The organism is Marinobacterium sp. BA1 (assembly GCF_041155135.1).
Classification (GTDB): Bacteria; Pseudomonadota; Gammaproteobacteria; order Pseudomonadales; family Balneatricaceae; genus Marinobacterium; species Marinobacterium iners.
This window is the reverse complement of the sequence record NZ_BAAFHC010000001.1, coordinates 253,975-280,645: the sequence shown is the minus strand read 5'-3', so window position 1 is coordinate 280,645 and position 26,671 is coordinate 253,975. Positions and strand designations below refer to the sequence as shown.

20 protein-coding genes and 1 other RNA gene are annotated in these 26,671 nt (G+C 57.2%); 13 read left to right on the top strand and 8 right to left on the bottom strand.

Going from position 1 to position 26,671, the window contains the following annotated elements:
- Positions 1-301: 301 nt before the first annotated feature.
- The 11 genes from ACAM29_RS01340 (at position 302) to ACAM29_RS01290 (ending at position 19,334) form a co-directional block, all read left to right on the top strand.
- Positions 302-1,651 (top strand): alanine/glycine:cation symporter family protein, encoded by a 1,350-nt coding sequence (locus ACAM29_RS01340; RefSeq protein WP_369622945.1) that lies wholly within the window; start codon positions 302-304, stop codon positions 1,649-1,651.
- Between the two features lie 182 nt (positions 1,652-1,833).
- Positions 1,834-3,273: a YcjX family protein gene (locus ACAM29_RS01335; RefSeq protein ID WP_369622944.1), complete on the top strand. Its 1,440-nt coding sequence runs from the start codon at positions 1,834-1,836 to the stop codon at positions 3,271-3,273.
- Positions 3,273-4,295 carry a TIGR01620 family protein gene (locus ACAM29_RS01330; RefSeq protein WP_369622943.1) on the top strand — a complete coding sequence of 341 codons (1,023 nt, stop codon included), beginning with the start codon at positions 3,273-3,275 and terminating at the stop codon, positions 4,293-4,295. Before ACAM29_RS01335 ends, ACAM29_RS01330 begins: the two co-directional genes overlap by 1 nt.
- Positions 4,296-4,387: 92 nt before the next feature.
- The gene (locus ACAM29_RS01325) at positions 4,388-5,344 is read left to right on the top strand and encodes a helix-turn-helix transcriptional regulator (protein WP_369622942.1); all 957 of its coding nucleotides are present in this window, start codon (positions 4,388-4,390) and stop codon (positions 5,342-5,344) included.
- 127 nt (positions 5,345-5,471) lie between these two features.
- Positions 5,472-6,998 (top strand): IPTL-CTERM sorting domain-containing protein, encoded by a 1,527-nt coding sequence (locus tag ACAM29_RS01320; protein ID WP_369622941.1) that lies wholly within the window; start codon positions 5,472-5,474, stop codon positions 6,996-6,998.
- A 126-nt stretch (positions 6,999-7,124) separates the two neighbouring features.
- On the top strand, positions 7,125-8,669 hold the full coding sequence (locus tag ACAM29_RS01315; protein ID WP_369622940.1) for an IPTL-CTERM sorting domain-containing protein: 1,545 nt from the start codon (positions 7,125-7,127) through the stop codon (positions 8,667-8,669).
- A gap of 127 nt (positions 8,670-8,796) precedes the next feature.
- Positions 8,797-12,156, top strand: coding sequence for an IPTL-CTERM sorting domain-containing protein (locus tag ACAM29_RS01310; protein ID WP_369622939.1), 3,360 nt, complete (start codon positions 8,797-8,799; stop codon positions 12,154-12,156).
- A 127-nt stretch (positions 12,157-12,283) separates the two neighbouring features.
- On the top strand, positions 12,284-14,992 hold the full coding sequence (locus ACAM29_RS01305) for an IPTL-CTERM sorting domain-containing protein (protein WP_369622938.1): 2,709 nt from the start codon (positions 12,284-12,286) through the stop codon (positions 14,990-14,992).
- Between the two features lie 127 nt (positions 14,993-15,119).
- Positions 15,120-17,018: an IPTL-CTERM sorting domain-containing protein gene (locus ACAM29_RS01300; protein WP_369622937.1), complete on the top strand. Its 1,899-nt coding sequence runs from the start codon at positions 15,120-15,122 to the stop codon at positions 17,016-17,018.
- 128 nt (positions 17,019-17,146) lie between these two features.
- Positions 17,147-18,664, top strand: a complete 1,518-nt coding sequence (locus ACAM29_RS01295; protein ID WP_369622936.1) for an IPTL-CTERM sorting domain-containing protein — start codon at positions 17,147-17,149, stop codon at positions 18,662-18,664.
- 223 nt (positions 18,665-18,887) lie between these two features.
- Entirely contained in the window at positions 18,888-19,334 is a 447-nt protein-coding gene (locus tag ACAM29_RS01290) for a DUF3124 domain-containing protein (protein ID WP_369622935.1), read from the top strand.
- Between the two features lie 151 nt (positions 19,335-19,485).
- Here ACAM29_RS01290 and ffs read toward each other — a convergent pair.
- Positions 19,486-19,582, bottom strand: an RNA gene (gene ffs / locus ACAM29_RS01285) — signal recognition particle sRNA small type.
- 93 nt (positions 19,583-19,675) lie between these two features.
- Positions 19,676-20,287, bottom strand: coding sequence for a LysE family translocator (locus ACAM29_RS01280; protein WP_091824946.1), 612 nt, complete (start codon positions 20,285-20,287; stop codon positions 19,676-19,678).
- 121 nt (positions 20,288-20,408) lie between these two features.
- Between ACAM29_RS01280 and ACAM29_RS01275 the strand changes: the two genes are divergently transcribed.
- The gene (locus tag ACAM29_RS01275) at positions 20,409-20,954 is read left to right on the top strand and encodes a DUF2058 domain-containing protein (protein ID WP_369622934.1); all 546 of its coding nucleotides are present in this window, start codon (positions 20,409-20,411) and stop codon (positions 20,952-20,954) included.
- A 101-nt stretch (positions 20,955-21,055) separates the two neighbouring features.
- The gene (locus tag ACAM29_RS01270; protein WP_091824943.1) at positions 21,056-21,859 is read left to right on the top strand and encodes a response regulator; all 804 of its coding nucleotides are present in this window, start codon (positions 21,056-21,058) and stop codon (positions 21,857-21,859) included.
- Here the strand turns inward: ACAM29_RS01270 and alr are convergent.
- The 6 genes from alr to ACAM29_RS01240 form a co-directional block, all read right to left on the bottom strand.
- Complete coding sequence (gene alr / locus ACAM29_RS01265) at positions 21,847-22,926, bottom strand: alanine racemase (protein WP_369622933.1); 1,080 nt, start codon at positions 22,924-22,926, stop codon at positions 21,847-21,849. The two genes, ACAM29_RS01270 and alr, sit on opposite strands and share 13 nt — an antisense overlap.
- A gap of 24 nt (positions 22,927-22,950) precedes the next feature.
- Positions 22,951-23,340 (bottom strand): RidA family protein, encoded by a 390-nt coding sequence (locus tag ACAM29_RS01260; RefSeq protein WP_369622932.1) that lies wholly within the window; start codon positions 23,338-23,340, stop codon positions 22,951-22,953.
- 80 nt (positions 23,341-23,420) lie between these two features.
- A complete protein-coding gene (locus ACAM29_RS01255) occupies positions 23,421-24,677 on the bottom strand; it encodes a D-amino acid dehydrogenase (RefSeq protein ID WP_369622931.1) in 1,257 nt (418 codons plus the stop codon).
- Positions 24,678-25,082: 405 nt separating this feature from the next.
- Positions 25,083-25,697, bottom strand: a complete 615-nt coding sequence (locus ACAM29_RS01250) for a response regulator (RefSeq protein WP_369622930.1) — start codon at positions 25,695-25,697, stop codon at positions 25,083-25,085.
- Positions 25,698-25,827: 130 nt separating this feature from the next.
- Positions 25,828-26,154, bottom strand: a complete 327-nt coding sequence (locus ACAM29_RS01245; RefSeq protein ID WP_175527606.1) for a DUF2149 domain-containing protein — start codon at positions 26,152-26,154, stop codon at positions 25,828-25,830.
- Positions 26,151-26,657: a MotA/TolQ/ExbB proton channel family protein gene (locus ACAM29_RS01240; protein WP_369622929.1), complete on the bottom strand. Its 507-nt coding sequence runs from the start codon at positions 26,655-26,657 to the stop codon at positions 26,151-26,153. The genes ACAM29_RS01245 and ACAM29_RS01240 overlap by 4 nt, the downstream gene beginning before the upstream one ends.
- Positions 26,658-26,671: the final 14 nt, after the last annotated feature.

Below are 26,671 nucleotides of genomic sequence, written 5' to 3'. Positions count from 1 at the left end.
CAGTGCACTGGGCACAACTGTAGCGCACACATTGTTGCTGCAGCCGAGATGTGAATGGACAACCTCCTTCTGAATCAGAAAGTATTTCTGTTTTAGTAACAGAAAACAGGTTTTTCTCACAAAACAATACGAAAAATGCCTGACTTGACCCAGCCTTCACTTTAAGTGGCATGGGATCTGCTATAGCTTTGGGTACTTTCATGGCCCGAAACAATGCAATATGGCTCGGCAGTGAATTCAGGACTCAAACCTTGAAGTCGGTACCGACCACTTCAGGTTTACAACACGGAGACATCTTACGATGGCTGCAATCGAATCGTTTATTTCGGCAATTAACGGGGTCGTCTGGGGCCCCATGATGCTGGTGCTTATCCTCGGGGTAGGCCTGTTTCTTTCAATCGGCTTGAAACTGATGCCTATCCTCAGGATCGGCACCGGTTTCCGGCTGCTCTGGGGCGGGCGGACGGCCAGCGCCGGTGACGAAAAGGAAGGCGAAATTCCACCCTTTCAGGCACTGATGACCGCCATGTCCGCCACAGTGGGCACTGGTAATATCGCCGGGGTTGCCACGGCAATCTTTCTGGGCGGACCAGGCGCCCTGTTTTGGATGTGGATAACAGCCCTGATCGGCATGGCAACCAAGTATTCCGAGGCAGTTCTGGCGGTCAAGTACCGTGAAACCGATGAAAAGGGCCAGCATGTCGGCGGCCCCATGTATTACATCAAGAATGGTCTGGGCAAAAAATGGGCATGGATGGGCGTAGCCTTTGCCATTTTTGGCGCCGCGGCCGGTTTCGGTATCGGCAATACCGTGCAGTCCAACTCGGTCGCCGATGTACTGCATGCCAACTTCAGCATTCCCACCTGGATCAGCGGACTGGTGATGATGATTCTGGTGGGTGCCGTCATATTGGGTGGTATCAAGCGTATCGGCCATGTAGCCGGAGCACTGGTACCTTTCATGGCGCTCTCCTATCTGATCGCCGGACTGATCGTACTGGCAATCAATGCCCACCTTCTACCACAGGCACTGGATCTGATCTTCACCCACGCCTTTTCCCCTGTTGCCGCGCAGGGCGGTTTTGCCGGGGCAGCCGTATGGGCCGCCATCCGCTTTGGTGTCGCCCGAGGCGTGTTCTCCAATGAAGCAGGCCTGGGCTCAGCCCCCATCGCACACGCAGCTGCCCAGACCAACGACCCGGTGCGCCAGGGCATGATCGCCATGTTGGGCACCTTCCTCGACACGCTGGTGATCTGCACCATCACCGGTCTGGTGATCGTCAGCTCCGGCGCCTGGACCGGCGGCGAATCCGGGGCAGCCCTGACCAGCCAGGCATTTGCAACAGCCCTGCCCGGCATGGGTAACTACCTGGTCGCCATTGCGTTGGCCATCTTCGCCTTTACCACCATTATCGGCTGGTCATTCTACGGTGAGCGCTGCGTAGAGTTTCTGTTCGGCATCAAGGCGATCACCCCCTACCGCATCCTCTGGATTCTGGCGATTCCACTGGGCGCAACACTGAGCCTGGACTTCGTCTGGCTGGTTGCCGATACCCTTAACGCCATGATGGCGATCCCCAACCTGGTTGCACTGGCTCTTCTGAGCCCGGTGGTGTTCAAGTTGACACGAGAGTACTTCAACCGCAACTGATCCAGCTCTGAACGAAAACGGGAGCCATTGCGGCTCCTTTTTTTGTTCAGTTTCAGCCCGCAGCAACAGGATTTCTGTCAACTCGCAGAAATGATGTCAGGATCTAACCGGAAATGGAGTTTTTCATCCACACTTCAGCTGAGGAATGACAGAATAATCCGATACTTCAAACGGAGCCATGCATGAGCATACCGAACAAACTGGGTGGCCTGATCCGACAAAGCGGTCTGACTGACTGGCCCGAACAGCTGAAGATGAGCGTCGAGCGCGGCATGGAACAACGTGTCCGCCTGGCCGTCACGGGATTGAGCCGCAGCGGCAAAACCGTCTTCATAAGCGCCCTGGCTCGCCACCTGCTGCAAAGTGAGCAGGGGCGCTCACTGCCGTTTTTTGCTGCGGCTTCCGAAGGCAGAATTGTCGCTACCCGTGACTTGAGCACGGAATCCCCCAGCCCATTTCCGCTGCAACAATGCTTGGCGGGGCTTCAGGCCTCTCCACCGCACTGGCCGAATTCGACCGAAGCACTGTCGGAGATCCGGCTGGCATTGCGTTATCGCCGCAAACCGGGGCTGGGGCGCGCATTGGGCGAGCACTCCACACTGTATCTGGACTTGATCGATTACCCCGGCGAATGGCTGCTCGATCTGCCTATGCTGACACTCAGTTTCGAGCAGTGGTGCAAACAGCAGCAGGCCCTGTTTGCCTCTCTCCCACGCACAGAAGTGGCTGCTGACTGGATCGCTCAGCAGAGCGGGATCGACTGGCTGGCTCCCGCTCCGGAGGGCCTGCGGCAACGACTGACTGAACGTTACCGATCCCTGTTGCAGCAACTGCGTGAGCCCCCATACAACCTGAGCCTGCTGCAGCCCGGGCGTCTGCTCATGCCGGCTGAACTGGCAGGCAGTCCATTGCTTGACCTGTTTCCGATTATCCAGAACTGGCCCGAAGCACCCGAAAACGCGGATACAAACAGCCTGTTTACACAACTGCAACAGGCCTACAACGATTATTGTGAACAGGTCGTCCGTCCTTTCTACCGGAACCACTTTCGACACTTTGATCGTCAGATCGTACTGGTGGACTGCCTGAAAACACTCAACAGCGGCGAATCCTGTTTCAATGACATGCAGCTGGCCCTAACCACCCTGCTGCACAGTTTTCAGTATGGCCGCAACAGCCTGTTTCGACGCCTGTTTCGCCCGCGCATCAACCGCGTCCTGTTCGCCGCCACCAAGGCCGACCATGTTACGGCTAATCAGCACCACAACCTGGACCAGTTCCTGCGCCTGATGATTGAAGCCGCTCAGCGCGAGATCCGGTTTGAACAGGTCGACACGCGATGCCTTGCCCTGTCATCCCTGCGTGCCACTGAAGCTGCGCAGGCACGACTTGATGGCCAACACCTCTCATGTCTGCGCGGTCACCGAAAAGACACGGGCGAAGAAATTGCCCTTTTCCCCGGCGAAGTGCCCACTGAGCTGCCTCGCGCCAAAGACTGGAACAGTGACCGCTTCCGCTTTGTCGACTTTGCACCACGTCCATTACCTGCAGGCACTTTGAGGCCCGAGCACCATATCCGCCTTGACCAGGCGATCGAATACCTGTTGGGAGACCTGTTCTGATGCGTGATACACCTAAATGGCAACGCCCTATCGAGCTACCGCCCGAGGCGATGGCAGCCGATCCAGCCGAACATCCCCTGCACCAGCCAGCCCGAGATATCCCGCTGGACAAGGCCCAGACTGTTGAAGATGACACCTCTTTGGAGCTACCTCCCTCGCCGCCTCAGAGCAATGTACGCAGTAGAGGTTGGTTAGTGCCCCTGTTGGGAACGTTGGTCGTTTTGGCCATCAGTGCCGAGTTGTACCGACTGATCAGCTGGAGCATATCCATTCACCCCCTGCTGGGCGGTGCCTTCAGCCTACTGACGCTGCTACTGATGCTTGTGGTCGGTATCGAAATCAGGCGAGGCCTCAGTGGCAGCCGCCAATTGCGACAGGTACAAGGTCTGCAGCAACAGGCTGAAGCCCTGTTGCAACAGACCAGTCATGGCGACAGCACAGCACTGCTGCATCAACTGGAGCAGCGCTACCACCACACAGCACTGAAGAACGAGTTACAAAGTGCCATCACACAGCTCGACAGCAGCTACAACGACCGGGAGATTATTCAGTACCTGAGCCGACACGCCCTGAATCAAGCCGACCGCACCGCCCAGCGCTGCGTTCAACGCTACAGTGTGGAATCGGGTGTCATGGTCGCACTGAGCCCCTGGGCCAGTTTCGATATGCTGCTGGTCGCCTGGCGCAACCTGCGCATGATTCGTGAAATCGCCACGGTGTATGGCATCGCGCCGGGGCTACTGACCCAAGGCAAATTACTGAAGCAGGTTCTGCAAAACCTGGCATTTGCCGGCGCCAGTGAAGTGGCAATGGATGCAGGCTCTGCGCTGTTGGGCAGCTCATTGACATCAAGCCTGTCAGCAAGGGCCGGTCAGGGCATCGGCGCGGGCCTTTTCACGGCCCGCACGGGGCTAACGGCCATCAAACTGTGCCGCCCCCTGCCCGAGCAGGATCAACCCAAAGGGCTGTTGCAACAAATATCCAAGGGAATTGTGCATAAACTGAGTGGTCGAACGAACTGAATGCAAGCTTAATTTCATTAATATGTCCGTACCATCTCCTGTGTAAACACGCTAAAGTATGGCGTAAAACGCTTGAGCACACGGATAAGTCAATGGCATTAATCACATTTTCTTCAAACGATTACGCCGAACATGAGCGCCTTGAAGTCTCAAAAGATGTCTATGCCGCGATGGCAAATATCGATGTTGATGTTGCAAAGGACCAAATACCTTCAATTGAAACCCGTATCCGGTTACTGCCGGGTGTGACCATCGCGCTGGTAAAAACATCTTCCCTGATTGTGCACCGGCGCAAGCAAGAGCTACAGGATGGAAACGACGACTTTTCTCTGTTGATCAACCCGGCGAACCATTCTCACTGGATATCCGATCTACCCCGTGTGGGCGAGTTAAAAGGTGGCCCCGGTACAGGTTGCTTTGCATTCAATGACCGACCGGGGAAAATCATTTTCCCTTCCACAACGACACATATGCTCAACCTCAGCTTTTCCCGATCATTGCTGGGCCAGCTGGTATTCGACCTGGAAAGCGCCAAAAACCCTTCCCATCTTATCCAAGAACCCTTAATGCACTTGGTCAGACGCGCACTCGAACTCACGCGAAGCGATGTTACCCTGGCGGACAATCCCGTTATTGAAACCAATCACCTGCTTGATCTCGCCACCCTCGCAACCGGTGCACGGGGTGATTGCGCCATACAAGCGAGCCAAAGAGGCCTTGCTCTTGCACGCCTGAGAGCGATCAAAGCCGATATACGGGCGCACGCATGGCGTGGTGACCTCAACCTTGGCTGGATAGCCAGGCGCCATGGCATATCGCCCAGTTATGTGCGTGCCATGTTTGAACGCAACGGACAAAGTTTTTCGGACTATCTGCTTGAACAACGGCTGCAACGCGTATTTGCCCGATTGAACAACCCCGCCTACTACAGCTGTAGCATCGCCAACATTGCCTACGATGCAGGCTTCAACAACCTGTCCTGGTTTTACCGCGCATTCAAACGATTTTATGAACACAATCCGTCTGATATCAGAGCCAGTGAGATCTGATACAGCAGCCAAGACCCCGTAAATGCTGCCGTTGTGGCCGCCATATTCGAGTGTTGTAACGCTCAGTGGACGCTGATTGCCCCCACTTTTTGTTAGTTTTCGCCCAGAACAAAGCGGAGACAACAACATGCCAGCACCCGAGTACAGAACCCTGACGACCCAAAGCCGACTTTTCAGCCACAAAGCTCTCTCACTGGCGCGTTGGCTTACCCTGCTGGGCACCTGCACCGCTCCACTGCTGGCACAGGCGCAGAACTGCCCCACGGGCGTTAACACGGACGATCAATACATTCTGGGCGATGCCGATGGCGTCGCCAGCGCCATGCACTGGCCCACCGGGCTGGTGTGGAAGCGCTGCCTCGAGGGCCAGACGTTCGAGAGCGGCCAATGTACCGGCAGCAGGCCGGCGAAAACCTGGAACACCTTGGCAGAAACGGACCGGCGTCTGCCCAAATCCTTCACGAATCAAACCAGCTGGGGCATCGGGGCTGGTTTCAGCCAGAACCTGCTGGAGAGCGGCGGTTGGCGCATGGCGTACAAAAATGAATTGGTGAAGATCACCGAGGGGTGTGGTAACAACCCCAAGGTCAACCGCACAGTGTTTCCCATTACGTCGTTTGCGTATGTCTGGTCGGGTTCTGTCGCGGGTTCGTACAACGCGTTGAACCTGCGCATCTCCGATGGCACCGTCGTAACTATCACGAGTTCCAGCGTAGGAACCGACGTTCATCTTGTACGCGGCGGACAGCCTTTCGATTCTTTGACCGCTCCCGCCGCGCAGGATGCTGCGCCCGGCAACACCACAACCTTCCCGACCTTCCCCCTCTCGGCCAGCCTGCCTTCCGGCCAGGCCTGGGGCGGTGCGCGCATCAGTGGCGATGGCAACCCCGAATTCCAGCTCAATGGCACCGGCGACTGGGTACAGGAAGCCATCGTTAAAAGCGGCGATCAAATCACTGTGCGCCTCACGGCCCCAGTCACGGTGGGCGACAGCCATACGGCCACCTTCACCCTGCGCAGCGGCCAGACCACCGGTACCAACGACAATGCCAGCAATGGCGGCAATGAAGCCACGACCATGCAGGAAACCAGCGCCAGTTTTACCGCGCTTGCCCGGCGCACCGATCTATCGCTGCAACTGCCCGCAGGCCCGCACAGCGGCGAAGCGCTGGATCTGGCCGTTGCAGGCAGCGAATGGCACCTGGACTCAGCGCAGAGCCTGACAGCGGCCAGTCTCGGAGCTGCCTTGCCGGCTGGCGTGACCCTGCCGCACGGAGCACTGAGCCTGCGTCTGACCGATGGCACGCCGGGCAGCAATGCCACGGTTGTGCTGACCTACCCGGAAAACCTGCCCGCCGGCACGCGCTACTACAAATACGGCCCAACGGCAGACAACCCAACTGACCACTGGTATGCCTACCCCGGCGCGGTGATCAGCGGCAACACCATCACCCTGACCCTGACCGATGGCGGCGCAGGCGACAGCGATCTGAGTGTCAACGGCATCATTGATGATCCGGGTGGCCCGGCATGGATAAGCGCACCCGGCAATGTCACAGCCATACCCACACTGCCACAGTGGGCCATGCTGTTGTTGGCCGGGATTATGGGCATGCTGGCCCTGAGCAAAGTACAGCGAGTGCGCAGTACCTGAGGGTCATTGCCGTTTACCCCAAATCAGTCCGCGAGCGCTGCACTTTTGAACATGTGTAGCGCTCAGTGGACGCTTGTTTTTACGGCTTTTGTTAATTTTCGCCCAGAACAAAGCGGAGACAACAACATGCCAGCACCCGAGTACAGAACCCTGACGATGCAAAGCCGACTTTTCAGCCACAAAGCTCTCTCACTTGCGCGTTGGCTTACCCTGCTGGGCACCTGCACCGCTCCCCTGCTGGCACAGGCGGAGAGCTGCCCCTCGGGCGATAACACGGACGATCAATACATACTGGGCGAGGCCGATGGTGTCGCCAGCGCCATGCACTGGCCCACCGGGCTGGTGTGGAAGCGCTGCCTCGAGGGGCAGACGTGGAACACGGGCACGCAGACCTGCGAGGGCACGGCGGAAACGCGGCGTTGGAACGAGTGGATGGATGAATACATGCCACGTTCGTTTGCAGGGCAGGATGCGTGGTGGGAGACGGTCGAGTCTTATACGCCCAATCCGTCCGCTGGTCCGCAGAATGTAGATCGGGTGCGTGACGGCCACTGGCGCATGGCGTACAGGTACGAGTTGGGGAAGATCACCGAGGGGTGTGATAACAACCCCAAGGTCAACCGCATGGTGTTTCCCGATACCCCGTCTTCGCATTTCTGGTCGGGTTCGCCCCTCGCCGGTAATTCGGGCAGCGTGTGGATCGTGAACTTCAACTTTGGCAGCACCTACCTCAGTTACCGCAGCGACGACCACCACGCTCGCCTTGTGCGCGGCGGACAGTCTTTTGCCGCTTTGACGTCCCCCAGCGCGCAGACCGTCAGCGCCGGTGACTCCGCCACCTTCCCCGCTTTCACCCTTGCGCCCAGCGTGCCCGCTGGCGAGGCCTGGGGCGGTGCGCGCATCAGCGGTGATGGCAACCCCGAATTCCAGCTCAACGGCACCGGCGGCTGGGTGCAGGAAGCCATTGTCAAAAGCGGCGACCAGATCGCCGTGCGTTTCAACGCCCCGGACTCCGGTAGCCGTACCGTTACCTTCACCCTGCGTAGCGGCCAGACCACCGGCACCAGCGACAATGCAAGCAATGTCGGCAATGAAACCACGACCATGCAGGAAACCAGTGCCAGCTTTACCGCGCTTGCCCGGCGCACCGATCTATCGCTGCAACTGCCCGCAGGCCCGCACAGCGGAGATACGCTTGATCTGACGGTAACAGGCAGCGAGTGGCACCTGGACTCAGCGCAGAGCCTGACTGCTGCCAGCCTGGCTACCGCATTGCCACCGAGGATGACCCTGCCGCACGGTGCCGTAAGTTTCCGTCTGACCGATGGCACGCCGGGCAGCAATACCACGGTTGTACTGACCTACCCGGAAGACCTGCCCGCCGGCACGCGCTATTACAAATACGGCCCAACGGCAGACAACCCAACTGACCACTGGTATGCCTACCCCGGCGCGGTAATCAGTGGCAACACCATCACCCTGACCCTGACCGATGGCGGCGCAGGCGACAGCGACCTGAGCGTCAACGGCATCATCGATGATCCGGGCGGCCCGGCATGGATAACACAGGACGTCGCTCCAATCCCCACACTGCCACAGTGGGCCATGATGTTGCTGGCCGGGATTATGGGCATGCTGGCATTAAATAGAGTGCGGGTGCGCAATACCTGAGGGTCATTGCCGCTTCATCCCCAGTCACTCCGTGAGCGCTGCACTTTTGAACATGTGTAGCGCTCAGTGGACGCTTGGTTTTACGGCTTTTGTTACCTTGCTGCCATTGCGTGAGATGGAATCTAAAATGAAAAATATCTTCCCTTCTTTTTCTATGCATCAGATCAGCGAGCGGCTGTTGCATATTATGGGGCTCAGTATTGGATACTGCAGCCTGCTACTGTTGCTGGTAATCAATACGGCCAATGCAGCGCCCTTCGCCTATCTGAAAGCAGGGAGCTATGTTTCTGTGGTTGATGTGGAAACCATGACCGAGATTCAACGGATCGATGTTGGTCGAAGTTTAGGTCACATAGATATTCGCCCAGGGGGGAATTATGTATATGGCGTCATCGGGGCCAAGGGTAGCAATAGCCGCGAGATTACCGTCATCGATACCCATGACTATTCAGTCAAACCGGCGATTACAGTACCAGTACACGACTCGGTGGATGCTTTTTTGCTGCAGGTAACATCCAGCCCGGATGGCACAAGAGTTTATGCCGTTGATAATGAAAATTACCTCTATTTTATCGATGCACAGACTCATGACATACTTCATACCGTACAAGTAGAGGAGCCTGAGTACTTACTGGGTGATATTTCTGAAATTGACGTTCTGGCTGACAACAGTGCCGTTATGGTGTCGCTCCAAGACGGCTTTAGTTTTTATGACACTCAAAGTTACACCAGCATCGGCGGTGGAAACTTTCCCTTTCATAGTCCGGCCAGTGTCAAGAGCATTCGCGCCAACCCAATGCCCAGCAAAGATATAACCGGAAGACTGATCACGCATCAGTACCTCTCATGCGGTGTAGATACTATTTCTGGTGATTCCACTTGTGTTGTGAGCTCAGATGAACGGTCTGAAGACGGCAGATACGATGTTCATACTGTCCTCATGCCCCACGCTGAATTGCCTTCGGGTGTATTTAACAATTCATATGCAAAAATCGCCAATTCTTACGATGGAAGAAATACCTTTGTAAACGCACGGCTGGGCAATAGCGGTAATTATTCTGCCGCCATTCATGTCGTTCAAAGCGGCCACCCTGTGTACCGCGGGACCATTGAATTTCCAACCAACGATGCAATCTCTGTAGGTCTTGACGCACACCCGAGCAAGGACCAATTGTTTGTTTATACAAATAATTGGGACCTGTATAAAGTATCCTACCAATGGGCTGAAGGTTGGCCCTCCACGCAAGAAAGCATGCATATCAGCAATGGGGGCTACGCCTCAGGTCATTTTATCGGTGGCCCCATGCCATTGATTGCCTCGATAAAACCCGGGAATACAACACTTCCCCATTTGCCAGTCAATACTGTTAGTCAAAAGGTATTTAGCTTCCACAACCATCTGAACCTCAAGCCCGTCAGCTTGCAGTGCACACTTGATAATGGGCAGGCGTTTTCCCTCAGCGGTGGTGATGTCAATTTCAGCCTGCAACCGGATGAAACGATCGAAGTTACAGTGAATTTCTCTGCCGCTGTAGCTGGGCAATACACCGATACATTACGCTGCAGCGACAGCAATAACGGTGAGTTCATTTATTCCCTGGAGGGCAATTATGTCGCCCCCGTCACCGCGACACCTGCCAGCGGATCAACCGTTGTGCTGCCAACCCAGTGGCCTGCGACTGGTGCCACTTATCAGACCATCAACTTCCAGAACCCGAATCTGACGCCGGCCAATGTGTCTTGCAGCATCAGCGGCAGTACCGGCGTGTTTTCCGCTGCCGACAGCCTGACCGTACCCGCCAGCGGCAATGCCAACCTGAGGGTAAACCTTGATTCAGCCAATGCCGGCACCTTTAATGGCACCCTGAGCTGCTCCAGCGATGTTGGCGGCGCATTTGTCTATGACCTCTCGGGCGAGACCATCACGCCCCTGGTGGCTCAGCCCATTGTGCCGGGCCCTGTCAATGGGGCTCTTGCCATGGGTTACATCTATCCGCTGCAATCCGAGTTGCACAGGACCCTGTCATTCGAGAATGCAAACGCCAGCCCACTAGAATTCAGTTGCCAACTGACATCAGACGACAGTGGTTTTATGCTTGGGCCTGTTCCAGGCCAGGTTGCAGCCGGTGGCATGGTCGATGTCACGCTCACCTATCGCTCCGACGCGCCGACCCTCGACTCCCTTGCTCGGCTGGACTGTGAGGACGAGACAGGGCAGCAGTGGTCCCATAACTTTCGCGCCAATGCGCTGATGCCGATCAACGTCACACCGGCAAAGAACAGCGACGTCATACTGCCACTACAGCGCGTGGGTACTGCACCAACGTCAGCCACGTTTACGCTCAGCAATTCCGAAAATGTGGTCGATGGATTTTATTTTGCCTGCACAACCCACTTGTTAACCCCGCCTTTTGTCGGCTATACACAAACATTGGAAATGCTGCCTCTTGGGGCTGAGAAAAGCTTCGATGTCGAGTTTGACAGCGCCACTGCGGGGGACTACACCACCACTCTCGAGTGTTGGATACTGCACGAAGGCATCGGCTATGAGAGAACCGAAATAATTGAATACACCCTCAAGGCTTCGGCGTTCTACGCACTAACGTCATCGCCCCGCAGCGGCAGCACAATCAACCTGCCGGATGTCAGTATCGACCCAGAGGCCACTTCTGCCGCGGCCGGTGAAGAGTTGACGCGGGCAACAAACGCCACCATCAGCTTCCAGAATCACGTACCGGCTGATGAATCACTGAGCTGCAGTTTGAATGATGGCAGTGTCTTTTCGATCAATGCCATGCCAATGACAATCCCTGCCAACAGCAGTGCCACGCTGACCGTAACCTTCAACCCGGTCACGCCAGGCGAATATACCGACACGCTCAGCTGTTCCGGTGCAAGTGGCGACCTGTTCACCTTCACACTCAAGGCTAAGGGCATAGAGGCACCTCCGCGACGCACCGAGATGCAGCTGCCACTGTCCGAGGGACCACACAGCGGCAAAATGCTGAACCTGTCTGTCACAGACAGCGAATGGAACCTGGATGCAGCGCAGAGCCTGACAGCTGCCAGCGTGGGAGCCGCCTTGCCGCAGGGTGTAATCCTGCCCCACGGCGCCGTAAGCCTGCGCCTGACCAATGGCACTGCTGGCAACAGCTCCACGATAGTACTGAGCTACCCATTCGAGCTACCTGCCGGCACACGCTACTACAAATACGGCCCAACGGCAGACAACCCAACTGACCACTGGTATGCCTACCCCGGCGCCGTGATCAGTGGCAACACCATCACCCTGACCCTGACCGATGGCGGCGCAGGCGACAGCGACCTGAGTGTCAACGGCATCATCGATGATCCGGGCGGCCCGGCATGGATAAGCGCACCCGGCAATGTCACAGCCATCCCCACACTGCCGCAGTGGGCCATGATGCTGCTGGCCGGGATTATGGGAATGCTGGCCTTGAGCAGAATGCGGGTGCGCAGTACCTGAGGATCATTGCCGTTTACCCCAAAGCAGTCCGCGAGCGCTGCACTTTTGAACATGTGTAGCGCTCAGTGGAGGACAATGTTCTCCGCCTTTGCTAGGGTTTTGCCCAGATCAAAGCGGAGACAACACCATGCCAGCCCCCGAGCACCGAACCCTGACGACCCAAAGCCAACTTTTTAGCGACAGGGCTCTCTCGCTCGCGCGTTGGCTTACCCTGCTGAGCACCTGCACCGCGCCACTGCTGGCACAGGCGCAGAACTGCCCCACAGGCGATAATACGGACGATCAATACATTCTGGGAGAGGCCGATAGCGTCGCCAGCGCCATGCACTGGCCCACCGGCCTGGTGTGGAAGCGCTGCATCGAAGGTCAGACGTTTGGTAGCGGTCAATGTTCTGGTTCGGCGTCCCTCAAAAACTGGAACAACTGGGCGACCGACTATCTGCCAAAGCCCTTTGCCAATCAGATCAACTGGGGTATCGATGCGGGGTATAGCCAGAGCCTGCTGGAAAGCGGCGCATGGCGCATGGCTTACAGGGACGAGTTGCGGAAGATCACCGAAAACTGCGGCGACAACCCCAAGGTCAACCGCACTGTATTTCCCAATGACCCGTCTTCGGGCGTTTGGTCGGGCTCTCCCAATGCCGGCAATTCGGGCATCGCGTGGGGCGTTACCTTCCACGTTGGCGGCATCATCAACGGCTTCCGCAGCACCATTGACGTCGTCCGCCTTGTGCGCGGCGGACAGTCTTTTGCAACTTTGATGTCCCCCAGTGCACTGACAGTCAGCGCCGGAGACTCCGTCACCTTCCCAGTTTTCACCCTTGCGTCCAGTGTACCCACTAGCGAGGCTTGGGGCGGTGCACGAATCAGTGGCGACGGCAATCCCGAATTCCAGCTCAACGGCACCGGCGGCTGGGTGCAGGAAGCCATTGTCAAAAGCGGCGACCAGATCGCCGTGCGTTTCAACGCCCCGGACTCCGGTAGCCGTACCGTTACCTTCACCCTGCGCAGCGGCCAGACCACCGGCACCAGCGACAATGCAAGCAATGGCGGCAATGAAGACACCGCCCTGCAGGAAACCAGCGCCAGCTTTACCGCGAACGTCCCCGCGGCGGGTGTTTGCGGCACGGCGGATGAGGTGGCTACAGTGCCCGCACCCAGCGTCAATCTGTGCAGCGCTGGTACAGCCAGCGCGGTGGATGGCAGCGCAACCGACTTCACCTGGACTTGCCTGGGTCAGTACGGCGGTGCCGATTCCGGGCAATGCAGTGCCCCGCGCCAATATGAGGTGACGCCGTCAGCCGGAGCCAATGGCAGCATCGCACCTTCCAGCGTGCAGTTGGTCACTGCGGGGCAAACGGCAAGTTTCACGGTCACGCCAGCAGCCAACTACAGCCCCGCCATCAGCGGTACCTGCCCGGCAGGTAGCTGGAGTGGCAGCAGTTACACCACAGGCAGCATCATGGCGTCCTGCACGGTGGCAGCAGGCTTTGAAGCACGTACGACAATGACGTTGCCCCTGACCGAAGGCCCGCATACCGGAGATACGTTGGACATAACTTCATCCGGCAGCGAATGGCACATTGATGCAGCACAAAGCCTGACTGCTGCCAGCCTGGCTACCGCCTTGCCATCAAGCGTGACACTGCCACACGGCGCAGTAAGCCTGCGTCTGACCGATGGCGCACCGGGCAGTACCGCCACCGTGACCCTGACCTATCCCGAAGCGCTGCCTGCAGGTACCCGCTACTACAAATACGGCCCAACGGCAGACAACCCAACTGACCACTGGTATGCCTACCCCGGCGCGGTGATCAATGGCAACACCATCACACTGACCCTGACCGATGGCGGCGCAGGCGACAGCGACCTGAGTGTCAACGGCATCATCGATGATCCGGGCGGCCCGGCATTGATAAGCGGAGGTTGCGGCATTGCGGACGGGGTGGCTACAGTGCCCGCACCCAGCGCCAACCTCTGTAGCACCGGTACGGCCAGCGCCGTGGATGGCAGCACAACCGCCTTCACCTGGATCTGCCTGGGTCATGGTGGTGCCGATTCCGGGCAATGCAGTGCCCCGCGCCAATATGAGGTGACGCCATCGGCCGGAGCCAATGGCAGCATCGCACCGTCCAGCGTGCAGTTGGTCACTGCTGGGCAGACGGCAAATTTCGCGGTCACGCCAGCAGCCAACTACAGCTCCGCCATCAGCGGTACCTGCCCGGCCGGAAGCTGGAGTGGCAACAGTTACACTACCGGCAGCATCATGGCGTCCTGCACGGTCACAGCAAACTTTGCCGCACGTACGGCAATGGCCTTACCCCTTGCCGAAGGCCCGCATAGCGGAGATACGCTGGATCTGGCTGTTGCAGGCAGCGAGTGGCACCTGGACTCAGCGCAGAGCCTGACAGCGGCCAGCCTCGGAGCTGCCTTGCCGGCTGGCGTGACCCTGCCGCACGGAACACTGAGCCTGCGTCTGACCGATGGCACGCCGGGCAGCAATGCCACGGTTGTGCTGACCTACCCGGAAAACCTGCCCGCCGGCACGCGCTACTACAAATACGGCCCAACGGCAGACAACCCAACTGACCACTGGTATGCCTACCCCGGCGCCATGATCAGTGGCAACACCATCACCCTGACCCTGACCGATGGCGGCGCAGGCGACAGCGACCTGAGTGTCAACGGCATCATCGATGATCCGGGCGGCCCGGCATGGATAAGCGCACCCGGCAATGTCACAGCCATCCCCACACTGCCGCAGTGGGCCATGATGTTGCTGGCGGGGATCATGGGCATGCTGGCATTGAACAGAATGCGGGTGCGCAATACCTGAGGAGCACTACCGTTTACCCCAAATCAGTCCGTGAGCGCTGCACTTTTGAACATGTGTAGCGCTCAGTGGACGCTGATTGCCCCCACTTTTTGTTAGTTTTCGCCCAGAACAAAGCGGAGACAACAACATGCCAGCCCCCGAGTACAGAACCCTGACGACCAAGAGCCGATTTTTTCGCCACAGGACTCTCTCACTGGCGCGTTGGCTGACCCTGCTGGGCACCTGCACCGCTCCACTGCTGGCACAGGCGCAGAACTGCCCCACAGGCGTTAACACGGACGATCAATACATTCTGGGTGAAGCCGATGGCACCGCCAGTGCCATGCACTGGGCCACCGGCCTGGTGTGGAAGCGCTGCATCGAAGGACAAGCATTCAGCAATTCGCAGTGCTCAAGCGCAGATACAGGCAGGACCTGGAATCGTTGGGCTGACGATTATTTACCTACTCCGTTTTTCAATCAAACCACCTGGGGCATTAATGCAGCGTATAGCCAAAACCTGCTGGAAAACGGCGGCTGGCGTATGGCGTACAAAAATGAACTACTTGATATCACAGAAAATTGCGTTGACAGCCCGAAAATAAACCAAACTGTGTTTCCTGGTACGCCACCATCATACTATTGGTCAGGTTCCCCTTATGCTGAGAAGCCGAGCGATGCCTGGACCGTGCACTACGGCACTAGTGATGCTGATTATTTTAGTCGCAATTTGGGTAGTCGAATTAGGCTGGTGCGCGGCGGACAGCCTTTCAATCCTTTGTCCAGCCCTGCCATACAGGATGTCACGCCAAGCAACATCGTAACCTTCCCGTCATTCCAACTTTCGGCTAGCCTGCCCGCCGGCCAGGCCTGGGGCGGTGCACGCATCAGTGGTGATGGCAACCCCGAATTCCAACTCAACGGCACCGGCGGCTGGGTGCAGGAAGCCATTGTCAAAAGCGGCGACCAGATCACCGTGCGTTTCAACGCCCCGGACTCCGGTAGCCGTACCGTTACCTTCACCCTGCGCAGCGGCCAGACCACCGGCACCAGCGACAATGCAAGCAATGCCGGCGATGAAGCCACAGCCCTGCAGGAAACCAGTGCCAGCTTTAGCGTGAACGTCGCCCCCGTAGCGGGTGTTTGCGGCACGGCGGATGGGGTGGCCACACTGGCTGCACCCAGTGCCAATCTGTGTAGCACCGGTACGGCCAGCGCCGTGGATGGCAGCACAACCGCCTTCACCTGGATCTGCCTGGGGCATGGTGGTGCCGATTCCGGGCAATGCAGCGCCCCGCGTCAATATGAGGTGACGCCATCAGCCGGGGCCAATGGCAGCATCGCACCGTCCAGCGTGCAGTTGGTTACTACAGGGCAGACGGCAAGTTTTACGGTCACACCAGCAGCCAACTACAGCTCTGCCATCAGCAGTACCTGCCCAGCCGGAAGCTGGAGTGGCAGCAGTTACACTACCGGCACCATCATGGCGTCCTGCACGGTCACAGCAAACTTTGCCGCACGTACGGCAATGGCCTTACCCCTTGCCGAAGGCCCGCATAGCGGAGATACGCTGGACCTGGCTGTTACAGGCAGCGAATGGCACATTGATGCAGCGCAGAGCCTGACAGCTACCAGCCTGGCTACCGCCTTGCCACCGGGGGTGACCCTGCCGCACGGTGCCGTAAGCCTGCGTCTGACCGATGGCACGCCGGGCAGCAATGCCACGGTTGTGCTGACCTACCCGGTAGACCTGCCCGCCGGGACGCGCTACTACAAATACGGCCCAACGGCGGATAACCCAACTGATCACTGGTATGCCTACCCCGGCGCGGTAATCAGTGGCAACACCATCACCCTGACCCTGACCGATGGCGGCGCAGGCGACAGCGACCTGAGTGTCAACGGCATCATTGATGATCCGGGCGGCCCGGCATGGATAACGCAGGACGTCGCGCCAATCCCCACACTGCCGCAGTGGGCCATGATGTTGCTGGCGGGGATTATGGGCATGCTGGCATTGAACAGAGTACGGGTGCGCAATACCTGAGGATCATTGCCGCTTCATCCCCAGTCACTCCACTGGCGCTGTACTTTTGAACATGTGTAGCGCTCAGTGGAGGACAATGTTCTCCCCCTTTGCTAGGGTTTTGCCCAGATCAAAGCGGAGACAACAACATGCCAGCCCCCGAGTACAGAACCCTGACGACCAAAAGCCGACTTTTTAGCCACAGAACTCTCTCATTGGCGCGTTGGCTCACAGTGTTGGGCGCCTGCGCCGCCCCCCTGCTGGCACAGGCGCAGAACTGCACCGGCGATAACACGGACGATCAATACATTCTGGGCGAGGTCGATGGCACAGCCAGCGCCATGCACTGGCCCACCGGCCTGGTGTGGAAGCGCTGCAGCGAAGGTCAGACGCTCGAGAACGGCCAATGTACTGGCACTGCACAGACGAAAGACTGGAACAGCTGGGCCGAAGCGGACCGCCTGCTGCCCACATCCTTCAACAGTCAAACCAACTGGGGCATTGGGGCCGGCCTCAGCCAGAACCTGCTGGAGAGCGGCGGCTGGCGCATGGCGTACATGAACGAGTTGCAGAAGATTACCGAAAACTGCGGCACCAACCCCAGAGTCAACCGCAGGGTATTTCCCGATACCCCTTCTTCGTATGTCTGGTCTGGGTCTCCCAGTGCCATCAATTCGAACAGCGCGTGGGATGTGTCCTTCGGCGGTTTTGGCATCGGCACCTCCAACCGAAGCAACAACCAGCGCGTTCGTCTCGTGCGCGGCGGACAGTCTTTTGCCGCTCTGACGTCCCCCAGCGCGCATACCGTCAGCGCCGGAGACTCCGCCACCTTCCCAACTTTCACCCTTGCACCCAGTGTGCCCGCTGGTGAGGCTTGGGGCGGTGCACGCATCAGTGGCGACGGCAACCCCGAATTCCAAATAAACGGCACCGGCGGCTGGGTGCAGGAAGCCATCGTCAAAAGCGGCGACCAGATTGCTGTGCGTCTCAACGCCCCGGACTCCGGTAGCCGTACCGTTACCTTCACCCTGCGCAGCGGCCAGACCAACGGCACCAGCGACAATGCAAGCAATGTCGGCAATGAAGCCACCGTTCTGCAGGAAACCAGCGCTAGTTTTTCCACCACTGCGGCCCGGCGCACCGGTCTATCACTGCAACTGCCCGCAGGCCCACACAGCGGCGAAGCGCTGGATCTGGCCGTTGCAGGCAGCGAATGGCACCTGGATGCAGCGCAGAGCCTGACTGCTGCCAGCCTGGCTACTTTGCCACCAAGAGTCACCCTGCCGCACGGGGCCGTAAGCCTGCGTCTGACCAATGGCACGCCGGGCAGCAATGCGACGGTTGTGCTGACCTACCCGGAAGAGCTGCCCGCCGGGACCCGCTACTACAAATACGGCGCAACAGCAGACAACCCCTCTGACCACTGGTATGCCTACCCCGGCGCGGTGATCAGTGGCAACACCATCACCCTGACCCTGACCGATGGCGGCGCGGGCGACAGTGACCTGAGTGTCAACGGCATCATCGCCGATCCGGGCGGCCCGGCATGGATAACACAGGACGTCGCTCCAATCCCCACACTGCCACAGTGGGCCATGATGTTGCTGGCGGGAATCATGGGCATGCTGGCCCTGAGCAAAGTACAGCGAGTAGAAAAATCTGACTGAGGCCCTACCCCCTCACCAAGAACGATTCGCCGTAAAAGCATCGCCGTTCTTGGTGAGGGTATTGTGCTAACAGACCGTATAAACGAAAACAGTCGCACTCTGTGTATCACTTCAGTTACTGTATATTTTCCTGTTTCCACGTGGGAAGAACAGCTTTCAAAGCGACTCGTACTATGTTAGAAGTATGCTTTATACTTTACAATCAGACATTATAGTACCCACTATGAAATCAAAAAAATCATGCTTATTTCTATGTCTTATATTATTTTCAACACTTTCTTATGCAAATGAAACAAAAAACAAGCAAACGATGTATATACCAGCATATTCAAACATTTATTTTGGAAACCAAAAAACGCCCATATCTCTTACAATAACGTTAATGATAAGGAATACTGACCCCCTGAATTCAATACGCATAAAAACAGTTAATTACTATGATAGTAAAGGAAAAATGATCAATTCATTCTTGGATTCCGATCTACTCTTGAGGCCATTATCATCTACCGAATATGTTATTCCTCATAAGGATAAAGAGGGAGGAAGTGGAGCGAGCTTCATCGTTAAATGGGATTCAGAAAAAGAAGTTAACACCCCCATTATTGAATCAATAATGACAGGCAACCAAGGTGTATCTTTCACTGCCAGAGGGAAAGAAATTTATAATTGATTTTATATTTTTTAAAATACTTCTTTCATATGTTCGTGGCATTAGATAGGAGTTATAGTGAATTATCTTGAGGTATACATCTGTGCTACAAAGCAGAGAAAGATTAAAAATCTAATCAATATCAGGGAGAATATGACATATTGGGTGGCAGTTCCACCAGCCACATCCCGGCACACGAGTCGACCGCTGTGGCTGCTCCCTTCCGGGCCTGACCAGGTTCACGGTGTATCGTTGCGAGAGGACCGGCAGAACCGCCATAACGAGGCGTTGCGCCCTGTCTCAACAGACAGGCGCGCAGTATAAGCATCCGTGACCAGGATTGCAAACGCCCCCGCCCCCGATCAAGGCACCACAACGCGCACGGCCAGACCGATCAGCACCACACCGGTCAACTGCTCTACCCGCTTAAGGTGGCGCCGCAGCCAGGCCAGCAGGTGCGACTGGGAAAACAGCAAAGCCACCAGCGAATACCAGAGGCCATCTACAACGGTTGCCGTTGCCACCATCAGCAACTGGTCACTAAGCGTCTGATCTGCAGTAACGAACTGAGAGAACAGCGCAGTAAAGAACACAGCCAGCTTGGGGTTCAGCAGCGAAATCAGTGCTCCCGACCGGGCCGCCTGCCACAGGCTGTCGCGTGCGCCCTGCTCGGCCTGTAGCCCCGGCGCCGATGCATGACGCAGGGCATTGAACCCCAACCAAACCAGATAGGCAGCCCCCAGCCAAGTCAGAATCTGATAGAGGGTTTCATGACGGCTTACAAGCAGCCCGAGCCCCCACACCGTTGCCATCGCCCACAGCCCAACCCCCAGCGCATGGGCACACCCGGCAGCTATGCCATGACCCCGACCGTTACTGACGGTTTGACGCAGCACCACCGCAAGGCTGGGGCCCGGCGACATCGCCCCCAGCACACAGATCAACAGCAACGAAAACCACAACATCAATGACATTACTCTCTCCTTAAAACTCCCTGATGACCCGTTCAGACCACTGTCGATCATGCCCGCCAAGGCAGACTATGCTATAGTCCTGCGCCGTTATCACCATGAATCAGGTATCCGAGGGTTCACCATGGCAGGCTCACTTCAGGACCAGCTACTCAACGCAGGCCTGGCAAACAAAAAACAGGCCAAACAAGCCAAGGATCTTAAACGCAAACAGTCGAAACAGAAACGGGGCGGACAGGCCAGCGTCGATGAAGAACACCAGCGGCGCGAAGCCGTTGAGGCGGCACGGCTGGAAAAGATTGAGCGCGACCGTGAACTGAACCGTCAACGTCAACAAGAGCAGGCACAAAAAGCGGCCCAGGCCGAAGTCCGCCAGCTGATCGAGACTCATCGACTGCCTTTGTCGCCCAAGGCTGAGTTGCACTACAACTTTGTACACGGCACCACCATCCGCCATCTCTATCTTGAGCAGAAGCAGATCGACCAGCTTGCCCGCGGCCAGTTGCGTATTGCCGTACTCGACAATGGCTACCACCTGATCCCGGCCGAAGTCGTTGAGCGTATCGAAGCACGCCTGCAGGATGTTGTTCTGCCACGCCCTGTGGACGACACCCCTGAGCCGGATGATCCCTATGCCGATTATCAGATTCCCGACGATCTGATGTGGTAATCACTGCGGGCCTGACGCCGATCAGGCCTTGCCTCTGTCCTCATCCTGCAACAACTGATACGCTCAGTCCAAAAATCCCCACCAATGGCAGGACAATGCGGATGAGTACCCTGGGTGTCAGTGAACTGAACATACTGCTGGTCGAGCCTTCCGCCATGCAGCGCAAAATCATGATTCAGCAGCTGCAGGATGAGCAGGTCATGGCGATCGATACCGCCGCCAACCTGCATGAGGCGCTGGAGAAGATCATGAAGGTAAAACCCGACCTGGTGATCAGTGCTTTGCACTATGACGATGGCAGCGCAGTTGAGCTGCTGGGTGCCATTCGTCGCTTACCGGAGCTGGCCGACCTGCCGTTCATGCTTGTATCGAGCGAGACCCGCAAGCCACAGCTGGAAGTGTTCAAGCAGTCTGGCGTGGTCGCCATACTGCCCAAGCCTTTTACCCGTCAACATCTTGGGTCCGCCTTAAATGCTACCCTGGATCTGCTGGGCAAGGATGAGCTGGAGCTGGAGTTCTATGACGTGGAAAGCCTGCGGGTGCTGATCGTGGACGACAGCCGCATGGCACGCAAGCTGATCCATCGTGTGCTGCACAACCTGGGCATCGTACACCTGCTGGAAGCGGCGGACGGGCGCGAAGCGATCGAGCTGCTGCAGCGTGAAACGGTCGACCTGGTGGTCACCGACTACAACATGCCGGAAGTGAATGGACTGGAACTGGCTGAATTCATTCGCAGCTCTGAACTTCACTCTCACTTGCCGATTCTGATGGTGACCTCGGAGGCCAATGAAACCCACCTGAGTCATGTCGAGCATGCGGGGGTAAACGCGCTCACCGACAAGCCGTTTGAACCCGAAACAGTCAAACGGCTTCTGGTGCGCCTGCTGGATCAGTCAGAGTAAACGCGCGGTACACGTGGGGTCAGGCAGGTCAGCAACGTGTAGGGGATGGTATCGCACCACTGCGCCACCTCAGACACCGGCAACCGCGGCCCCCAAAGCTCTACCCGGCTGCCGATATCTGCCTGCGGGATATCGGTCAGGTCAACTGTCAGCATATCCATCGATACCCGGCCTGCCAGTGAGGTTCTGACGCCTTCGACCAGCACGGGTGTACCATTACGGGCATGACGCGGGTAACCGTCGCCGTAGCCCATGGCCACGGTACCGATACGGCGCGGACGATCACAACTGAACGTCGCACCATAGCCCACCGTCTCACCCGCTGGCACTTCTCGCACCGCGATGATTTCGGAGCTGAGCGTCATACCGGCCCGCAGCTGATCCGCCACCGGGTTCGACTCACCAAAAGGCGTTGCTCCATAGAGCATGATGCCGGGGCGCAGCCACTGTCTGTGTGCCTCAGGCCATGCCATCACGGCAGCGGAATTCGACAGGCTTGCCCCCAGACCAAGTTGCGCCGCAACTCGATCAAAACAGCCCAGCTGGTCGCGCGTCATCGGCAATGACGGCTCATCGGAGCGGGCAAAGTGGGTCATCAGCAATACCTCACTAACCACTTCACATTGACGCAGACGCGCCACCAGCGCCTCAACCTGATCGGGTGCCACACCCAGGCGGTGCATGCCGGTATCCAGCTTGAGCCACACGGGGAAGCGCGCCGTGCTGCTGAACTGCTCCAGCCAGCGCACCTGATGCTCACTGTGCAATGCAGGCCAGAAACCGTGCTCGGCGATCAATGGCAATTCATCCGCGTCAAAGAAACCTTCCAGCAGAATGATCGGCTGGCGCAGCCCGGCTTCACGCAGCTCCATTGCCTCTTCAATGCAGGCAACGCCAAAAGCATCAGCATCATTGGCCAATGCACGCGCCACCGGCACTGCACCGTGGCCATAGGCGTTCGCCTTGACGATGGCAGCCGCCATCGCCGTTGGCGCCTGTGCCTTGGCCAAACGGTAATTGTGAACGATCGCATCCAGATGGATATCCGCGCGCACTTTACGGCTCATGCCCTGCCCTCCACCGGCTGACTGTCAGCCCTTCAACACCATGATCGCTTCCACCTCGATATCGGCATCCTTGGGAAGCGCCTTGACGGCGTAGGCCGCACGGGCCGGATAGGGCTCGCTGAAGTAACGCGCCATCACTTCATTTACCTGTGCAAAATACTCAAGATCAGACAACAGGATCGTCACCTTGGCGAAGTCACCCAGTGAACCACCAGCGGCTTCTGCAACGGCTTTCAGGTTTTCAAATACACGCACCGCCTGAGCCTCGAACGAGTCGGTCACCATTTCCATGGTCGCCGGATCGAGCGGAATCTGACCTGAAAGATACACGGTATTGCCGACACGAACCGCCTGAGAGTAGGTTCCGATGGCGGCCGGAGCGTTTTCAGTGCTGATGATGCTGCGATTGGACATGTTATTTTCCTGTGCTTGATGATAAATGGAATCGGCAGACTATAGCGCAAATTGCCTCTACTGCCAGAGAATGCTGTGTTTCAACCAGCGTAACGGTCAAGGCTCAGCCCCTCCGTTTCAATTGCCGGCGTCTGACCACAGATTATATCGGTGATATAGCGGGCAGAGCCAAGTGACATGGTCCACCCCAGCGTACCGTGGCCGGTATTCAGAAACAGCTCGGGATACCCCGTTGGGCCCAGAATCGGGGTGCCATCGGGCGTCATCGGTCGCAGCCCTGTCCACAGCTCGACCTGCGACGGGTCCCCACTGCCACCGAAAAGGTCGTTGACCACAAATTCCACATTGGCGCGCCGACTCTCGGGCGTAGACAGATCATAACCTGTCAGCTCTGCCGTTCCCCCTACACGAATGCGATCACCCAACCGGCTGACCGCAACCTTGTAGGTCTCATCCATTACCGTTGATTCCGGTGCTCTCGATGCATCCGTAATCGGGATGGTGAGCGAAAATCCCTTGACCGGGTAGATTGGCAAACGCATCCCCAAAGGCTTAAGCAATTGGGGACTGTAGCTGCCAAGCGCCACCAGATAACGATCACCCCGTACGTCACCGCCCGAAGTCTTAACGCCTTTGACTCTCCCCTGCTCGGCCTCAATAGAGTCGATGGTTGTATCAAACCTGAACTCTACCCCCAACGCTTCACAGCGTTTTGCCAGTGCCTGAGTGAACAGAAAGCAGTCACCGGTTTCGTCACCGGGCAAACGCAAACCGCCAACCAGTTTGTCACGCACATGTGCGAGGGCTGGCTCATGTTGCAGTATTCCCTCTCGGTTCAGCGATTCATAGGCAACGCCGCAGGATTCCAGGATATGGATATCCTCAAGCGAGGCATCAAGCTGCTTTTGGCTTCGAAACAGTTGAATCAGCCCCTGAGCCCGGTTGTCATACTCGATACCGGTTTCCCGGCGCAGCTCGATAAAACAGTCTCGGCTATATTCTGCGATACGCAGCATGCGCGACTTGTTACGGGCATAGGCTGACCGGGTACAGTTTGAGAGCATACTGACCAGCCAGCGCAACATGGCAGGATCCAGACGTGGTGCCACACGCAGGGGCGCCAGATCCTGCAACATCCATTTGATCGCCTTCAGCGGCACTCCGGGGGCCGCCCAAGGGGCCGAATATCCCGGTGATATCTGGCCAGCATTGGCATGACTGGTTTCCAGTGCCGACTCCGGCTGGCGATCAATCACCACCACCTCATGGCCGGCCTGGGCCAGATACCAGGCACTGGTCACGCCGATAACGCCACTGCCAAGAATAATCACACGCATAGCAACACCTTCATGTTCATCGTTATGCAACAGAAGTCACTATTCTGGATCAAAAATGACGTATTTATTTTCCGTATTTATATATATTTATAGAAAAATACTCTTATAAAAATTCAAAAGAAGATTTTTCAACTGCCATAAAGCACACAAGGCAGTGAATACCGCCAGCCACACTCAGAGACGAGCACACAGGCACTGAAGTTCGCCAACAAACGTGTCAGCTGAGCATAGACTCAAAGATGAAGTTCCGGACAGAACGAGAACGAAGGTAAAAAAGGAAGGGGGTGGTCCTATTCAGCTGTATCGGATTGGCCCCCACCTAACCGACACAGCCTTTCAGACCATAACGCGAAAACCGACTCCGGCTTCCGTTTTTTCCGATTCTAAAGCGAAAGAAAGTGAATTTCAAATCTGATCAGACATTCCCAGCAAAATCTGTTCAACCTTTTCACGCAAGCGCGCAAATGGGATAGGTTTGGGTAACACCTCTATACCCCTGCTGATCGCGTCGATACGATCCTGTACCTGTCTCATCCCCAATGCAGTAACCACAATCAGCTGCATCTGCTGCAGCAGCTCCTGACGCACCAGCGCCTCGATAACACTGAAGCCATCAACATTCGGCAGGTTAAGATCCAGTATCAGCAAATCGGGCTCAAAGCGCCCCAACTCCAACAGCCCCTGGTAGCCGTCCACTGACTGGCGCAACTCCACCGGAAGCCCCCAGCTGCGAATAGTCAGGGCATAGAGCCGCTGCAGCGCGGGCTCATCCTCAATCACCTGCAGCCTCACCGGACGGGTTGGCTCGGGGCGCACCACATCCGCTGCAGCTGTGACAGCCTCACCACTGCGAATCTTTTCGGCCAAACGCTCAATCGCGCCGAGACTGAAGCGTCGATGTCCGCCTGGTGTCTTCCAGCCATGCAAAATGCCGGCGTCCGCCCACAGCTGTATGGTCCGAGGGGTTACTCCCAGCAATTCAGCGGCTTTACGACTGGTACACAGGTCTTGGCTTGACACCGAAATTCTCTATCCAGATCAATGAGTAGAACGGCATCATGTTAATCCTTTGCCGGCCGTTTGCAAAATGAAAGCGGCCGGGGCCCTGAATACGAACACAATAAAAGTCGCGCACAAGACACCACGGATCCTAGCCCTCAGGCACATACACCATAGAGCCGTCCTGCAGCCGATAGGTGATGCCGGCCTTTACGCCTTCACCTTCGCCCACTTCGCCTGAGGAAGTGTAGTGCTTGAGCGTTTCACCCTCTTTGACGATCATTTCCATGTTGTCCTGTCCCGGGTTCTTGACCACGACCACCGAATCGCTGGTCAGAGGATTGAGCGGGTTCTGGATGATGACGATCAGCAGCACGGCGATGATCACCAGAAACACATCGATCAGGTTGACCACGCTGGTGATCGGATCTTCCTCGTCGTCACGCAGGATCGACAGGGGTCGGCGCTGTGTCGTCATGCAGCCTCCTTGAGTGGCACCGATGCCGCCTCTTGCTGGCTCAGCAGCTGGTGCAACTCCTCCAGCAGCCAGCGCTTGCGTACCGACAGAATCCAGTAGCTGACCGACGCCGCCAACAGCGCGATGATCACCGCCGAGAAGGCCACCACCAGATTGTCAGCCATGCTCAGGGTGTTGCCGGCCGCCACCGCCATCAGCGCAGGCCCCATCGGGATCATGGTGGCGATCAACCCCAGCATGGGCGCGATGCGGTTGATCAGCCGCGGCCACTCGGTCTGCTTTAGCAGCGCTAGCTCCAGCTGTTCCTGATCAATCCGGCCATGATGCCGGGCTACCCGTTCCAGTGGCCCGGTGCGCTCGGGTCGAGTACGCCGTTGCACATACTCCATCAAAAACTGCCCAAGCATGAACAGGGCATAAACAAACATCAGTATCAGCACCAGCAACACCGGGGTCAGAAAAATGCCGGTGATGCTGTACAGCCATTGTTCCAGTTGGTTCATCTCATTTGATTCCT